Below are 16,175 nucleotides of genomic sequence, written 5' to 3' on the forward strand. Positions count from 1 at the left end.
CTCTATCGTTTTTACTTAACTTCCATATTCTGCACTTTTTTCTTTTCAGGGGTCACAAATACCGTCTGCTGGTCTGTATACGTGACAAACCCTGGTTTTGCACCGCTGATTTTATGCACGTGTTTAATTTCTGTGAAATCAACCGGTACGGAATCGGATTCTTTCGCTTTGGAGAAGAATGATGCAAGCATCGCCGCTTCCATTATATCCTGTTCTTCAATCTGGTCTGCCGGATGTGTGATGACAACGTGTGATCCCGGGATGTCTTTTGTGTGGAACCACAGATGGTTGTTCTGTGCTTTTCTCGCTGTCAGATAGTCATTTTGCTTATTGTTTTTACCGACCAGCACTGTCAGACCGTTTGTCGTCCTGTATTCATGCAGCTGAATCTTGCGGGCCTTCTTTTTCTTCGCCCCCTGATTCCGCTTGATTCTGATGATGCCCTGCTCATGCAGCTCTTCCCGGATCTCATCGACTTCTTCCGCGGTTGTAATCTCTTCCATCTGATGGAGGAGGCTGGAGAAGTATTCCATGTCGACCCGCGCATGGTCGAGCTGCTCTGTCGCTGCATTTTCGCGCTTTTTCAACTTGCTATACCTGCTGTAGTATTTCTGTGCGTTGTCACTTGGGGAAATATTCGGATCTAACGGAATGCTGATTTCTTCATTTGTATAGTAATCCATCACACGGACGGATTCCGCGTAGGGTTTCACCTGGTGCATGAAGGCGGTCAGCAGTTCCCCGTATTTCTGATACTTGTCTTTCTCTTCCGCTTCCTTAAGATCATCTTTCAGCTTCTCGATCTTCCGTTCGGTCCGTTCATATTCCCGCCCAATGACATTAAGATAGTCATTTGCCTTCTGTTTGATGAGCGCAGTCTGATAGCGGTTATGATAGTAGTCATCCACGAGGCGGGATAATGTATCAAATGTTTCAACCGGTTCCCCCAGATGCGCAAGTGGTGTATAATAGAATAATTCTTTGCCGTTTTGTTCGTACATGGACGGAACAACGTTTTCCGCTTCCGCCATTGTCTCTTTTACTGCTGATACAATATTCCTGATCGTAAAATGGCCCGCTCTGTGTTCGGTTTCTTTGACGAATAAAGGACTGAAGCCTTCAACGGCACCGAGTATCTGTTTATTGATCTTGCCGCTGTTGAAATCTATTCTTGCCGGCAGTTTTTCTATATCCTCTGTTCTCGGATTGAGTTTTTCTGCGGTCGGCGGGGCTTCATATTCAAACCCCGGCATGATTGTCCGTGCGTTATTATTCGGCGTCAGATGCTTTATGCCATCCAGGATGTTATATTTTTCATCCGTGATGATGATATTCGAATGGCGTCCCATAATCTCCAGGATAAGGATGCGTTCAACATCATCGCCGATTTCATTGCGGGACTGTATATGGAATTCCACACGGCGGTCGTTGCCGATCTGTCTGATGTCCCTGATGATGCCGCCTTCGATATGTTTTCTGGCAACGCGCAGGAACATCGGCGGATTGAACGGAAATTCGTATTTCTGTTCCGTCAGATGAAACCGTGCATACATCGGATGTGCACTGATCAGTAAATTATGATTGGCCCGCTGCGAGCGGATCTTAAATACCAGTGAAGTATCATCCATCTGCTGTATTTTATTAATCTTGCCTTTTTCCAGTGTAGAAAGTTCATCGATGAGTGCGTGGACGAAGTTACCGTCGAATGCCATGGTTGGTGCCTCCTGTAATTTGCTATTCTATATTTTAACATGAAACAGGGCAGTTTGAAGCATACAGTGATTTTATGATGAATTTTCAGCTTATATATGGTACATTAAGAGATAATCACAAATAGAAAGGTTACGTGTTATGACTTCAGAAAAGGGACTTCTAATTGTTCTCTCCGGACCATCCGGTGTTGGTAAAGGGACTGTCAGAAAAGCAATCTTCGACCACCCGGACACGGATTTTAAATACTCGATTTCAATGACAACAAGACAAATGCGTGAAGGGGAAGTGGACGGCGTCGATTATTTCTTTAAGACTAAGGAAGAATTCGAAACCCTCATCGAGCAGGATAAATTTATCGAGTACGCCGAATATGTCGGTAATTACTATGGGACACCTGTAGAATATGTAGAACAAACAATGGCGGATGGACATGACGTATTCCTGGAAATAGAAGTCGAAGGTGCAAAGCAGGTCAGGGAAAAATTCCCGGATGCACTCTTCATTTTCTTAGCTCCGCCAAACCTCACTCAATTGGAGGCGAGGCTCGTCAACCGCGGCACGGATTCACCGGAGATTATCAGACACCGCATAGAAGAAGCCAAGCGTGAGCTCAAGTTGATGAATTTGTATGATTATGTAGTTGTGAATGACGATGTCGATGCTGCCCGCCAGCGTGTTCAATGCATTGTAGAAGCATCCCACATGAGGCGTGAACGTGTCGAATCTAAATTAAGAATGTTGCTGGAGGTTAATAATTAATGCTGTACCCATCAATCCATGAACTGAAGAAAAATGTCAATTCCAAATATCTTGTTGTAACGATGGCGGCCAAACGTGCCCGTCACCTGCAGGATGAGCCGGACGATCTCATATTGGATGAGTATAAAACGCTTAAGACTGTAAGCCGTGCTTTAGAAGAAATCGCAGAAAAAAAAGTAACAGTAAAAAAACGCTAGCTGACAATTCATTGTCAGCTTTTTTTAAAGAGGTGAGGACATGGCAAATATTGTAATAGGTGTTACAGGCGGCATCGCCGCCTATAAAGCAATCGATCTTACGAGTAAATTGATTCAGGCGGGACACGCAGTCCGTGTTGTGCTTACCGGCAATGCACTCGAATTCGTAACACCGCTCGCTTTTCAGGCAATCAGCCGCAATCATGTTTACACAGACACTTTCAAAGAGGAAGACCCTTCCGTCATCTCCCATATCAATATCGGGGAATGGGCCGATATCATCGTTGTCACCCCGGTCACGGCCAACACCATCGGCAAGCTGGCGAATGGGATTTATGACAATATGTTATTGAATGTGCTTGCTGCGAATACAAAACCGGTAATCATGGCGCCAGCGATGAATGTCCATATGTATAACCAGCCGGCAGTCAGCCGCAATATACAGACATTGATGGGTGAAGGATACCATTTCATCGACGCGGAGTCCGGGTTTTTGGCATGCGGCTATAATGCAAAAGGCAGGATGGCCAATGTACCGGAAATAAAAGCCTATATCGAGGATCTGCTCTCCACCGACCGGAGTCTCGCCGGCAAAAAAGTTCTGGTTACTGCAGGGCCGACACGCGAATCCATAGATCCGATCCGCTATCTGACCAATCATTCGAGCGGCAAGATGGGATACGCAATTGCAGAAGCGGCCGCATCGAGAGGCGCCGAGGTCGTGCTGGTCAGCGGTCCGGTCAATCTGACGTCACCCGGCAATGTGGAACGCATCAGTGTCGAGTCCACCCAGGATATGTTTGAAGCGGTGAAGGGGCATCTGGATGCAGACATTGGAATATTTACAGCGGCAGTCAGTGATTTCACCCCGGCCACCGTCCATGGCTCCAAGATGAAAAAGACGCAGGATAATGATGAATTGACGATCGAACTTAAAAAGACGCCGGACATCCTCAAATATGCAGGGAGTCATACAGACGGCATGTTCGTTGTCGGCTTCGCAGCCGAAACGGATAATGTACGTGAATATGCCGCCGGCAAACTGGAAAAGAAAAATGCGGACTGCATTGTGATGAATGATGTATCCAACAAGGAAATCGGGATGAACAGTGATGATAATGAAGTCACCATGCTGTTTAAGGATGGTCACGAACAGCAATTCCCTAAAATGGATAAACAGACGCTCGGGATACAGATCATCGAGACGCTCGTTAAGAGGTGGAACGCTTAATGTTTGCTTCAGTCATAGTGGATGTGCCGAGTAAAAGTGTCAATCAGGTGTTTGACTACAGGATACCCGAGGGCATGCAGGATATCATCAAAGTGGGGCACAGGGTCCTTGTACCGTTCGGCAGAAGGACGATCCAGGGATACGTGATGAATATAAAAGATACTGCAGATTTCGATCCTTCAAAAATCAAACCGATCGCACGCACGCTGGATATAGAACCCGTTCTGACCGAAGAGATGATCGTCATCGCTAAATATCTGGCCGAATACTACGTGGACCAGTATATCAGCGTCATCGAGACGATTCTCCCGGCTGCCTTAAAAGCGAATTATAAAAAGATCATTAAGCTTGCCGGAGACGATGATGAAGCGGCACGCGTACTTAACAGCCTCGGCCTTCTGGGCGAAGTGGAGACAAGCCGTCTGACAGCGGAGCAGCTAAGCGTCCTGCGTCCCTATTTCAAATCGGGGGCATTGGTTGAAGAAACGCTCATTTCCCAGCATACACGTAAAAAAACAGCTTTGGGTGTTTATTCATTGAAACATCCCGAACCGAACCTGGGACGTGCCAAAAAGCAGATCGAACTGCTGGAGCGGATCAATCTGTCTTCGGAGCCTTTACTGGTCAGGGACCTGCAGGAGGAAGGCTATTCAAACGGAATGGTGAATACTCTATACAAAAAAGGCCTCATCGATAAGGTGGATGTGGAAATCGAACGGGATCCCTACTCAGGCCGGGTGTTTGAGTATGATAAACCGAAAATCCTGAATGATGAGCAGCAGACCGCCTACGAAGAAATTACAAAATCCATGGATGAGAGGGCCGCAGAAACTTTTCTGCTTCATGGAATCACAGGAAGCGGGAAGACGGAAGTCTACCTGCAGGTGATCCAAAAAGCCCTGGATGATGGCCAGTCTGCGATTATGCTGGTGCCGGAAATTGCGCTGACGCCTCAGATGGTGAACCGTTTTAAAATGCGTTTCGGCGATGATGTGGCGGTGCTGCATTCCGGGCTCTCACCGGGTGAAAAGTATGATGAATGGCGCAAGATCAAAGAAAACCGGGCGAGAGTTTCGGTAGGGGCGAGAAGCAGTGTGTTTGCGCCATTTGAAAATGTCGGTGCCATCATCATAGATGAAGAGCATGAAGCGACATACAAGCAGAGCGACCGCCCGATGTACCATGCAGCGGAAGTTGCGAAATTCAGAAGCAGGCATCATAAATGTCCGCTCATTCTGGGTACGGCGACACCGAGCCTGGAAACATATGCGAGAAGTGAAAAAGGGGTATATAAGCGGCTTGAACTGACAGAACGCGCAGGGACAAAAGTACTGCCGGAAATACACATCGTCGATATGTCGGAACAGCACCGCGAGGGGCATACCTCCATTATTTCGAAACCCCTTCATGAAGCCATTGTGGACCGCATTGAAAAGGATGAGCAAATTGTACTCCTCTTAAACAGAAGGGGATATTCGAACTTCCAGATCTGTCAGAGCTGCGGACATGTTCCAATGTGCCCGAACTGTGATATTTCATTGACTTACCATAAATCCAACAGTTCGCTCCTGTGCCATTACTGCGGTTATGAGTCGAGAGTGACACGCCAATGTGATAACTGTTCGAGCGAGGATGTAACATTCAGAGGAACGGGTACAGAAAAGGTAGAAGAAATATTAAGGGATATGTTTGATACTGACGTTGTCCGGATGGATAATGATACGACGAGACGGAAGGGCATGCATGAAAAGCTGCTTGATCATTTTGAAAAAGATGAAATCCCGATACTTCTGGGCACACAGATGATTGCGAAAGGCCTGGACTATCCGAAAGTCACACTGGTTGGCGTATTGAATGCAGATACGATGCTGAACCTGCCCGACTTCCGTGCAAATGAAAAGACGTTCCAGCTGCTCACCCAGGTCTCAGGCCGAGCAGGGCGCCATGAATTACATGGGGAAGTGATTTTCCAGACGTATAATCCGACGCACTACGCCATTGAACTTGCGACACATAACGATTACCGCAGCTTCTATGATAAGGAAATGGCATTCCGCCGCATGGCAAGGTATTCACCGTTCTACTTCCATGTCTTATTTACGGTATCCAGTGAAGATGTGAGGAAATGTCTCGGCGCAACCAGCCATATCCATGAAACGCTGGCGGGTGCAATGAGCGAGCAGTCGATTATCGTCGGTCCGTCACCGAGTCCCATAGAACGGATAAACCGGCAGCATCGCTTTCAAATACTGTTGAAATATAAAAGAGAGCCGGCACTGCTGGAACTGCTCAATGATTTAGATGAAGAATACCATGAGAAATACAAGAAGGAAGGCATCTCCCTGAGAATCGATGTCAATCCGCTTGTGATTATGTAGGAGGCACCATTTATGAACGAAACCATTATATTCATGGGTACACCGGATTTTTCTGTTCCAGTGCTCAAAGCACTGCACGAGCGGCACCCGGTATCCATGGTGATCAGCCAGCCGGATAAACCCGTCGGGCGCAAACGCACTCTGACGCCGCCGCCGGTTGCGGCTGCAGCGAAAGCACTGGACATCCCCTTATATCAGCCGGAGCGGATAAAGGAAGAAGAAGCGGTCGAAAGAATCCGTGAAGTGAACCCGGATCTGATGATTACGGCAGCCTACGGGCAGATATTGCCGAAAGCACTGCTGGACATACCGCGGCTGGGTGCTGTGAATGTCCATGCCTCCCTCCTGCCGCGCCACAGGGGCGGCGCTCCCATCCATCGTTCTGTATTGGAAGGAGATACGCAGACAGGTGTATCCATCATGTACATGGAAGAAGGACTGGACAGCGGTGACGTCATCAGTCAAAGTGCGACACCGATCAGTGATGATGACAACACAGGGACCCTGCATGACCGCCTGAGCGAAATCGGAGCGGATCTGCTGCTTGACACACTCCCTTCCATATTGGACGAGACGAATGATCGTACACCCCAGGACGCGGGTGAGGTCACAGTCAGCCCGAATATTTCCAAAGCGGATGAACTTCTGGACTGGAACAGGGATGCCCGTGATGTGTTCAATCATATACGCGGCCTTTCTCCATGGCCGGGTGCCTACACGATATTCAATGATAAACGGCTGAAAATCTACGGGGCGAACAAACCGGCGGACAGGTCGGATAAAAACCCGGGCGCCATTACAGCGGTGACCGACTCAGGATTTACAGTTGCCTGTGGAGATGGATATACGATAGAAGTGACTGAAGTTCAGCTTTCGGGCAAGAAGAAAACAAACGCGCATCATTTCACTGCCGGCAGGCAGGATCTGATCGGCGCACATTTAGGGCAGGTGGATTAGATGAATGTCAGAGAGCTTGCATTGGAAGCATACACACAGATTACAGACGGGGGCGGATACAGCAATATCGTCATGAATGACATCATTAAAAATAATGAGATGGAATCTGCAGACAGGGGATTATTAACCGAGATTGTTTATGGTACAATTTCAAAGCGACTTACGATTGAATTTTATATCACCCCCTACATCAAGACGAAGTTAAAACGCTGGCAGAAGAGCCTGATTTACATTTCCGTATATCAGATCGTCTGGCTGGAACGCGTGCCGAATTATGCCGTCATCAATGAAGCGGTGGACATCGCCAAAAATATCGGCGGACCCGGGCATGCGAATGTAGTCAACGGTGTACTCAGAAACTTTGAAAGAAATCCGCTCCGTGACATACAGAAAGTTAAAAAAGACCTCTCGAGACTATCAATCGAAACAAGCATTCCGCTATGGATCCTGAAGCAATGGCAGACGCACCATGGGATTGAAGGGGCAGGAGAAATCGCCCGTGCCTTAAACGCGCATCCCGAAATGTATATCCGTACAAACACTTCAGTGATTTCCAGAGAGGAACTTCTTGAAAAATTACAAATTGACGGGCATGATGTAGAGGAAAGCGACCTGCATCCGGACGCGATAAAAGTGCGCGGCGGGGAGATTCTCCGCTCGCCATTTTACAGGCAGGGATATTTCAGCATACAGGACATCAGTTCGATGCTGGTAAATACCGCGCTTGAGCCTGCGTATGGTGATGTCATCCTGGATGCCTGCAGTGCCCCCGGAGGCAAGGGCCTTCATGCATTGGAAAAGATCTCGACAGGCCATGTGGATCTGTCCGATATCCATGCGCATAAGATACCGTTGATAAAAGCGCAGGCCGACAGGCTTGACCTCGAAAACTTCAATGTATTCCAGGGAGACGCAACGACCCATGATTATTCCCGGACCTACGACCGCATCATTGTGGATGCACCATGCTCAGGCCTCGGTGTAATCCGGAGGAAACCCGAAATCAGATACGAACGCACAAGCAATGATATTGAGCCGCTGGTCGAGCTTCAGCTCGATATACTCAATCACGTTAAAAATTATTTAAAACCTGGTGGAATCCTCATTTATTCCACATGCACCATCCATCAGATGGAAAATGAAAATGTCGCCTATACTTTCAACAAGCAGAATGATGATATGGAGTTTGATCCATTCAGTATTGATGCACTTGATTTTGAAGGGCCGTTTAAGCAGATACTGCCGCAGGAGGCAGGCACTGATGGATTCTTTATCGCCAGGTTCAGGAAGAAGGAAAAGTAATGATGATAGAAAGACCCCCTAAAAAAGAAATAAAAAACTTTAAACTCCCCGAGTTTGACCAGCCGTCGATCTACTCACTGTCACAGGAGGAGCTAAGAGCCCTCGCAGTGGAGTGGGGAGAAGCGGAATACAGAGGAGACCAGATTTTCGAATGGCTGTACGTTCATCGCGTGAATCAATTTGATGAGATGCTCAACCTGCCTAAATCATTCCGTGAAAAGCTTGCCGGATCATACAATATGGACAGTCTGGAAACAGTTGTCAGGCAGGAAAGCAAAGACGGGACGATGAAGTTCCTGTTCCGTCTGAGAGACGGCTATACGATCGAAACAGTTTTAATGAGACATGACTATGGTAATTCCGTCTGTGTGACAACGCAGGTCGGCTGCCGTATTGGGTGCAGTTTCTGCGCCTCTACATTAGGTGGATTAAAACGTAATCTGGAAGCGGGAGAGATCGTTTCCCAGATTGTGCAGATCCAAAAAGCACTGGATGAAACAGATGAGCGTGTCAGCAGTATAGTCATCATGGGCATCGGCGAGCCATTCGAGAACTACAATCAGATGATGAAATTTATCAGAGTGGTGAATCATGACGATGGCTTGAACATTGGTGCGAGACATATCACTGTATCTACCAGCGGTATCGTGCCGAGAATCTATGACTTTGCAGAAGAGGACATCCAGATCAACTTTGCTGTCAGTCTGCACGCAGCTGACAATGATATCCGGACGAATCTGATGCCGATCAACAAGGCATATGATATTGATAAACTCATGGACTCCCTCAAGTATTACCAGCAGAAGACAAACCGGAGAATCTCTTTCGAATATGGACTGTTCGGCGGCGTGAATGACCAGCCTGAGCATGCACGTGAACTCAGCGAGCTGATTAAGGATCTGAAATGTCACGTCAACCTCATCCCGGTGAACCATGTGCCTGAACGTAATTATGTGCGTACGACCCGTGATGATATTTTTGAATTTCTTGAAACATTGAATGAGTGTGGCGTAAATGCAACCGTAAGACGTGAGCAGGGAACTGATATTGACGCGGCCTGCGGACAACTTAGAGCAAAGGAATCAAAAGAAGAGACGGAGGAATAATCCTTGAACGTTGTTGAAAAGAGTATTTGCGGAAACTTTAGAGAAACAAACGAGGATGCCACAGGTATCTTTCTAAATGGTACCGAACAACTTCTGATTATGGTATCCGATGGGATGGGTGGTCATCAGTACGGTGATGTGGCAAGTAAATTCGTACTGGAAGAAATTGGCGAAGACTGGAAGGCCGAAAATTTATTTGATGTGGAGACCGGAGAGCAGTATCTCCGCAATCTTGTAATAAAAGTGAATCGGAATCTATATGACTATCAAAAAGACCATCCGGAATACCAGGGAATGGGGACGACCCTTGTTCTTGCAGCGTTTATAGATGAAACGATCATTATCCTGAATGTTGGGGATTCCAGAGCCTATGTAATGAATGCAAGATCCATAGAGCAGGTGACGAAAGATCATTCTTTCGTCAATATGCTTGTTGATGCAGGTGAAATTACAGCCGATGAGGCAAAAAGTCATCCCCAGAAAAACATTATCACCAAAGCGATGGGAACGGACCGTCTGATACAGGCGGATGTCTTCAGATTAAGAAACAAGCAGTACGATTACTTAATTCTGGCATCAGATGGTCTGACAGATGAGTTGGGGACAGACGAAATCCATACCCTCACATATAAACAGGGGGAAACTCTGTCAGATAAAGCAGAGGGCCTGATTAAACGCGCGGAAGTGAATGGTTCCACTGATAACATCAGCCTTGTACTGGCCGATCTGAAAGCGAGTGAATCAGAGTGATAGGAAGAGTGGTATCAGAACGCTACAAAATTTTAAAATATTTGGGCGGTGGTATGAGCTCCGTCTATTTAGCGCATGATATCATCCTGGATCGTGAAGTGGTTGTCAAACTGATTAAGGTGGATCATCATAATCGTGATAAGTCTAAAGCACGGTTTCAACGAGAGGTAGAGAGCACAATCCAACTGTCCCATCCAAACATAGTGAGTGTTCTGGATGTCGATGAATCAGAAGAGTATCATCTCCTCGTCACTGAAGTGGTACACGGTCCGACGCTGAAGGAGTATATCCGTGATACCCACCCGGTTCCACTGGATGAGGCTGTGAGAATCTCAGTAATGATACTGCAGGGAATCAGGCATGCACATCATGCGGGGATTATACACAGAGATATCAAGCCGCAGAATATTTTGCTGGATGACAATCAGCGGGTGAAAATTACTGATTTTGGTATTGCGAAAGCACTCAGTGAAACGAGGATGACGGAAACGAACCAGGTGATGGGCTCTGTGCAATATATATCGCCGGAACAGGCTAAAGGACGGCAGACAGACGAACGCACGGATATTTATTCGTTCGGGATTGTCTTATACGAGCTATTGACTGGTGAGCTGCCATTTGACGGTGAAACGCCGGTTTCTGTCGCGTTAAAACATATTTCGGAACCGATGCCGGATGTATCGAAACTCCGGGATGTGCCGCAGGGACTTGTAAATATCATATTGAAGTGTACTGAAAAAGATCCATATGACAGATACAGACATGCAGACGATGTCATACATGCCATCGGCGTTTATAAAGATAACGACAGACCTTATGCAGCACCGGTTAAAAAAAATGATGAAAAGACAAAGGTCACACCTGTCATCAATCCAGCTGAACCGGCTGGACAGGAAGAATCCGGCAAAAAGAAAAAGTCAAAAAAGAGACGGCTGTTCCTGTTGTGGATCATACCATTAATCCTGCTTTTATCTGCTGGCGGAGTACTCGCTTCAGCTTTCTGGCCGATTATGGAAACAACGGTCGCTATGCCTGATTTACAGGACACTACGGTGGAAGAGGCAGAGCAGATACTTAATGAAAATGATCTGGCCAAAGGTGAAACCACTGAAGAATACAATGATTCATTTGAAGAGAACCATATCATTGAAACCGCACCGGTTTCAGGTAAAGAGATTGAAAAAGGCTCGACTGTGGACTTTGTCGTCAGCCTTGGTGAAGAACCGTATACGATGGAGGATTTCACAGGCGATTCCTATGAGGACGTCAGCAGCACCATTAATTCGCTTGGTTTTTCGCTCGATATGGAAGAACAGTATGATGACAGTGAGCCGGGCACGATCCTTTCACAGTCCATAGAACCGGGCACTGACGTGCATCCCGGAGAAGAAACTTTGAAACTTACCGTATCACGGGGACTGGAACCGATTGAAATCGTCGATTATACAGGAGAATCCTATGAAACTGCATATGATGAATTGACAAGTCAAGGGTTCAACGTAAAAGTTTCCGATGAACTGCACAACAGTGATGTGCCGGAAGGCAGCATCATCAGCCAGAGTCCGAACTATGGGGATTTCCTGCCCGGGTCTACAATCGAGATGGTCGTATCTCTCGGCAAGGAACCCGGAGAGAAGCAATATGTCCAAAACGTCACTATCCCTTATTTAAAAGAGGAAGAAAATACGGATGACTCTGCTTCAGAAGAATCAACGGAGGAGTCCACTTCAGAAGAAGCAGCCGGGGAATCATATTCGGAAGAAGAAAGCGAAGAGAATTCCGGGGAAAATGACTCTTCAGAAAAAGAGAATTCCGAGCCCGAACCCCAAAATGTTGAAATTTTCATCGAAGACAAGGATAATGATATCAGTGAAGTATCCGATTCTTTTGAAATGACTGAAGAAAAAGAGTACACGATCAATCTTACAATCGAGGAAGGTGAAACAGCCTCCTATAAAATTGTGATTGATGGAAAGACCGAAATGGAAGAAGAAGTTTCATATTAGTAATTGTTGGCATTAGGTCAATGGATTATATATAATGATGAGGAAACTGAAATTGGAGGAGAACTTATGGGCACTATTAAAAAAGACAAAGGTCTTGATAACACTCTGAAAGTAATGAAGCAGGGGTATTTATATACTACCAACCAAAGACAACGCCTTGGTGCTGAAAACATGTTTGAAACTCGGGTACTTGGTGGAAAACGCGCTATAGTAATCAGTGGTAAAGAAGCTGCTGAGCTTTTCTACGACAATGATAAGACAGAACGTTCCGGCACACTGCCTAAACGCCTGGTAAATACATTGTTCGGTAAAGGTGCGATTCATACAACTACCGGTAAAAAGCATATCGACAGAAAAGCGCTCTTCATGTCTCTCATGACAGAAAGCAACCTGAAACATCTCAGAGAGCTGACGCGCAACCATTGGTATATGAACACTCATAAAATGGAACAGATGGATCAGATTAATATCTACAGGGAATCCATTGTCCAATTGACTAAAATCGGAACTAAATGGGCGGGTGTCCAGGCACCGGAAGATAAAATCGAAGATATCGCAACAGATATGGACATCATGATTGACTCATTCAAAGGTCTCGGAGGCGCTTATAAAGGCTACAAAGAATCCGTTAACGCCCGTAAACGTGTTGAAGACTGGCTGGAAGATCAGATCATCCAGGCACGCAAAGGCAAAATCTTCCCACCTGAAGGGACGGCACTTTATGAGTTCGCGCATTGGGAAGACTACAAAGGCAACCCGATGGATTCCAGACTTTGTGCCATCGATCTGATGAACACATTCCGTCCGCTTATTGCAATCAACCGTTTCGTCGCATTCGGTCTGCTTGCTATGCATGAGCACCCAATTTCTAAAGAAAAAATCAAATCAGATGATGATTATGCTTACATGTTCTCTCAGGAAGTAAGAAGATACTATCCATTCGTTCCATTCCTTCCAGGAAAAGCGAAAACAGATATCGAGTTTAATGGGCAGCCGATAGAGAAGGATACAATGCTTGTGCTCGATATTTACGGAACAATGCATGATAATGAAGTCTTTGAAAATCCGGATGAATTCTATCCTGAACGCTTTAAAGATTGGGATGGCAGTCCATTCGATCTTATCCCACAAGGCGGCGGTGACTATTACACCAATCACCGTTGTGCGGGTGAGTGGATGACCATCATCATCATGGAAGAAACAATGAAATACTTCGCTGAACGCATTACTTATGATGTACCGGAACAGGATCTGACAGTCGATCTGAACAGTATTCCAGGTTATGTAAATAGCGGGTTCGTCATTGAAAATGTCCGTGAAAACTTAGATCGTAAATAAATTTTTGATTGAGGCCGTAACACCCTTTTGGTGTTGCGGTTTTTGTATGAAAGAAAATATATAAGATCAATCATACAGTAAGAGAGGGGTTAAAAACTCTATAATTTAACGTAAACTACTGATAGGGTTCACATAATCAATTCCTATTAGGAGATCGGAGATTAATCAATGAATGAGAAGATAGGACAAACAATTTATTGGATACTTTTTATTGTCGGGGCTCTTTCTTTTGCAATAAGTTTTTCTGTAGAATACGGGATTGTTTACACAATGGTTATGACTTCAATATGTGGAGTAATGGACTTATTATTAGCTTCGATTTTACGAAGGAAAGAATTGATAATCTTAAGTGTTTTACTCGTTGCAAGTCCTTACATCATGTTTTTGGTCATCTATTTTATTTAGATAATTACACTTTCAATTCAGAGGAATTTATGATTTCTGACACTTATTTTAAACGCCACAAAAAAACCAAATCCCATAGGAGATCTGGCTCTGAAAATCTAAATCATATAAGCGTTAAATATGGTTGACGGGTCCTTCGTAAGCGGACATGCCGCCTGTGACGTTGACAGCATTATAGCCGCTGTCGAGCAAATAGTTTTGGACATTTTCGCTGCGTTTGCCCGATCTGCAGATTACATAATATGTGTTGTCTTTATCAAGACTTGAAACCGTGCTCTCGAAATTTGACATTGGATAATGCAGGGCACCGGGTATGAAGCCTGTCTCTTCCAGTTCAGGTGTTTCCCTGACATCTATCAGTACATTTCCTTCTTCTCTGACTACATCGTTCACTTTGCTTACATCAACTGTTTCTGCCATTTGTATTCGCCTCCTGATATAGTACTACGTCTCATATTTTAACATAAAGAATTAAACTGTTATAATAAAGTAAATCTTTCCAGCAGGGGTGAGGTATGTTAAAAGGGAGAATTATTAAAGCATTGAGCGGTTTTTATTATGTCGAGCATGAGGGTAAATTATATGAGACCCGTGCGCGGGGGAAATTCAGGAAAACACACGAGACGCCGCTTGTTGGAGATATCGTTTCTTTCCAGATTGAAAATGAGACAGGTGGATATATTAATGAAATCCACGCGCGGAAAAATTCACTGATGCGTCCGCCTGTGGCGAATATTGATCAGCTTCTCGTCACGATGAGTATGAAATCACCGGAATTCAACTACTATTTACTGGACCGTTTTTTAGCTTATGGAGAAGCCCATGATATGGAGCCTGTCATTGTGGTGACAAAAACCGATCTGGGCAATGATGTGGGTAAGCTTGAAGAAATCAAAAATGTGTATGAAGGGGTTTATCCCATACATTTTACAGACCGGAATAATATAAATGAAAATCTTAACGATATCTTTAAGGATAAACTGAATGTTTTATCGGGGCAGTCCGGTGTGGGAAAATCAACTTTGCTTAACACGCTCGTTCCTGGACTTGAGCTGCACACTGCTGAAATTTCCAATGCACTCAACCGCGGTAAGCATACGACACGCCATGTTGAACTTGTCGAAGTCGGCGGCGGTTTCATTGCAGATACCCCCGGATTCAGTACGATTGAATTTAGTGAAATTGATAAATACAACATCAAGTATTGCTTCCCTGATTTTAATGCCTACAGTGACGACTGCAAATTCAGGGAGTGTTCCCATATCAATGAACCCAAATGCGGCGTTAAAAGTGCCGTGGAATCGGGACAGCTGGCTAAAAGCCGTTACGACAGCTACTTGGCCATCCATCAGGAAATAGATAATAGAAAAGAGAGGTACTGATTATGAATAAAGTATTGCCGTCGCTGCTTGCGAGTGATTTTACACGCCTGGGCGAAGAAATTGAAAAAATGGAGACAGCAGGTGCCGATATTTTCCATCTGGATATTATGGATGGACAGTTTGTTCCGAATATTTCATATGGGCTACCGGTGGTCCAGGCGATTGCTGAAAAAACGACCATCCCTTTGGATGTCCATCTGATGACTCATCAGCCGGAACAGTTCATTGCCGGATTTGCAGAAATGGGTGTGGAGATGGTGTCTTTTCATGTTGAAGCAACTGCCCATCCGCATCGTGTAATGCAGCTGATTCATAATCAGGGGATGAAAGCGGGAATTGCGCTTAATCCGCATACTCCAATCTCAAACATCAAACATCTGTTGTCTGAAATTGATTTTGTGCTGATCATGACAGTGAATCCGGGGTATGGCGGACAGACATTCATCAATGCCTGTGTGGATAAGATTGAAGAATTGAGCGAGATGAGAAAACAGTCCGGATATGTTTTTGAAATTGAAGTGGATGGCGGCATCAATAATGAAACTGCTGAAATCTGCAGGAACGCGGGCGCCAGCCTGTTCGTCAGCGGATCCCACTTGTTCAAATCCGACGATTGGAAGCGTGCCGTAGACGCACTGAAAGGATAGGGAG

The 16,175-nt window shown here is 45.6% G+C and carries 15 protein-coding genes; 13 read left to right on the forward strand and 2 right to left on the reverse strand.

From position 1 onward, the window contains the following. Positions 1-11 precede the first annotated feature (11 nt). Complete coding sequence (locus ACKRAT_RS05135) at positions 12-1,712, reverse strand: NFACT family protein (protein ID WP_411844027.1); 1,701 nt, start codon at positions 1,710-1,712, stop codon at positions 12-14. A 139-nt stretch (positions 1,713-1,851) separates the two neighbouring features. On the opposite strand from ACKRAT_RS05135, the gene gmk reads away from it, so the two are divergent. From gmk to ACKRAT_RS05190, 11 genes are all read left to right on the forward strand, one after another. Continuing rightward, complete coding sequence (gene gmk / locus ACKRAT_RS05140; RefSeq protein ID WP_411844028.1) at positions 1,852-2,472, forward strand: guanylate kinase; 621 nt, start codon at positions 1,852-1,854, stop codon at positions 2,470-2,472. Further along, positions 2,472-2,669, forward strand: coding sequence for a DNA-directed RNA polymerase subunit omega (gene rpoZ / locus ACKRAT_RS05145; RefSeq protein ID WP_411844029.1), 198 nt, complete (start codon positions 2,472-2,474; stop codon positions 2,667-2,669). The genes gmk and rpoZ overlap by 1 nt, the downstream gene beginning before the upstream one ends. Positions 2,670-2,709: 40 nt before the next feature. Further along, a complete protein-coding gene (coaBC, locus tag ACKRAT_RS05150) occupies positions 2,710-3,900 on the forward strand; it encodes a bifunctional phosphopantothenoylcysteine decarboxylase/phosphopantothenate--cysteine ligase CoaBC (protein ID WP_411844030.1) in 1,191 nt (396 codons plus the stop codon). Further along, a complete protein-coding gene (priA, locus tag ACKRAT_RS05155; RefSeq protein ID WP_411844031.1) occupies positions 3,900-6,278 on the forward strand; it encodes a primosomal protein N' in 2,379 nt (792 codons plus the stop codon). The genes coaBC and priA overlap by 1 nt, the downstream gene beginning before the upstream one ends. A 12-nt stretch (positions 6,279-6,290) precedes the next feature. Further along, positions 6,291-7,235, forward strand: coding sequence for a methionyl-tRNA formyltransferase (fmt, locus tag ACKRAT_RS05160; RefSeq protein WP_411844032.1), 945 nt, complete (start codon positions 6,291-6,293; stop codon positions 7,233-7,235). Next, entirely contained in the window at positions 7,236-8,537 is a 1,302-nt protein-coding gene (gene rsmB, locus ACKRAT_RS05165; RefSeq protein WP_411844033.1) for a 16S rRNA (cytosine(967)-C(5))-methyltransferase RsmB, read from the forward strand. It abuts the gene before it with no gap. A gap of 2 nt (positions 8,538-8,539) precedes the next feature. Then, the gene (rlmN, locus tag ACKRAT_RS05170; protein ID WP_411844416.1) at positions 8,540-9,643 is read left to right on the forward strand and encodes a 23S rRNA (adenine(2503)-C(2))-methyltransferase RlmN; all 1,104 of its coding nucleotides are present in this window, start codon (positions 8,540-8,542) and stop codon (positions 9,641-9,643) included. 3 nt (positions 9,644-9,646) lie between these two features. Further along, the gene (locus tag ACKRAT_RS05175) at positions 9,647-10,393 is read left to right on the forward strand and encodes a Stp1/IreP family PP2C-type Ser/Thr phosphatase (protein ID WP_411844034.1); all 747 of its coding nucleotides are present in this window, start codon (positions 9,647-9,649) and stop codon (positions 10,391-10,393) included. After that, positions 10,390-12,399 carry a Stk1 family PASTA domain-containing Ser/Thr kinase gene (gene pknB, locus ACKRAT_RS05180; RefSeq protein WP_411844035.1) on the forward strand — a complete coding sequence of 670 codons (2,010 nt, stop codon included), beginning with the start codon at positions 10,390-10,392 and terminating at the stop codon, positions 12,397-12,399. Before ACKRAT_RS05175 ends, pknB begins: the two co-directional genes overlap by 4 nt. A gap of 66 nt (positions 12,400-12,465) precedes the next feature. After that, positions 12,466-13,737: a cytochrome P450 gene (locus ACKRAT_RS05185; RefSeq protein ID WP_411844036.1), complete on the forward strand. Its 1,272-nt coding sequence runs from the start codon at positions 12,466-12,468 to the stop codon at positions 13,735-13,737. 168 nt (positions 13,738-13,905) lie between these two features. Next, positions 13,906-14,142, forward strand: coding sequence for a hypothetical protein (locus ACKRAT_RS05190; RefSeq protein ID WP_411844037.1), 237 nt, complete (start codon positions 13,906-13,908; stop codon positions 14,140-14,142). Positions 14,143-14,256: 114 nt separating this feature from the next. Here the strand turns inward: ACKRAT_RS05190 and ACKRAT_RS05195 are convergent, their stop codons facing one another. Next, positions 14,257-14,562 (reverse strand): rhodanese-like domain-containing protein, encoded by a 306-nt coding sequence (locus ACKRAT_RS05195; protein ID WP_411844038.1) that lies wholly within the window; start codon positions 14,560-14,562, stop codon positions 14,257-14,259. A gap of 95 nt (positions 14,563-14,657) precedes the next feature. Here ACKRAT_RS05195 and rsgA point away from each other — a divergent pair, with 95 nt between their 5' ends. Both rsgA and rpe read left to right on the forward strand, forming a co-directional pair. Next, positions 14,658-15,524, forward strand: a complete 867-nt coding sequence (gene rsgA / locus ACKRAT_RS05200; RefSeq protein ID WP_411844039.1) for a ribosome small subunit-dependent GTPase A — start codon at positions 14,658-14,660, stop codon at positions 15,522-15,524. A gap of 2 nt (positions 15,525-15,526) precedes the next feature. Beyond that, positions 15,527-16,171, forward strand: coding sequence for a ribulose-phosphate 3-epimerase (rpe, locus tag ACKRAT_RS05205; protein WP_411844040.1), 645 nt, complete (start codon positions 15,527-15,529; stop codon positions 16,169-16,171). The last annotated feature ends 4 nt before the right edge of the window (positions 16,172-16,175 follow it).

Source organism: Salinicoccus sp. HZC-1 (assembly GCF_046736035.1).
Classification (GTDB): Bacteria; Bacillota; Bacilli; order Staphylococcales; family Salinicoccaceae; genus Salinicoccus.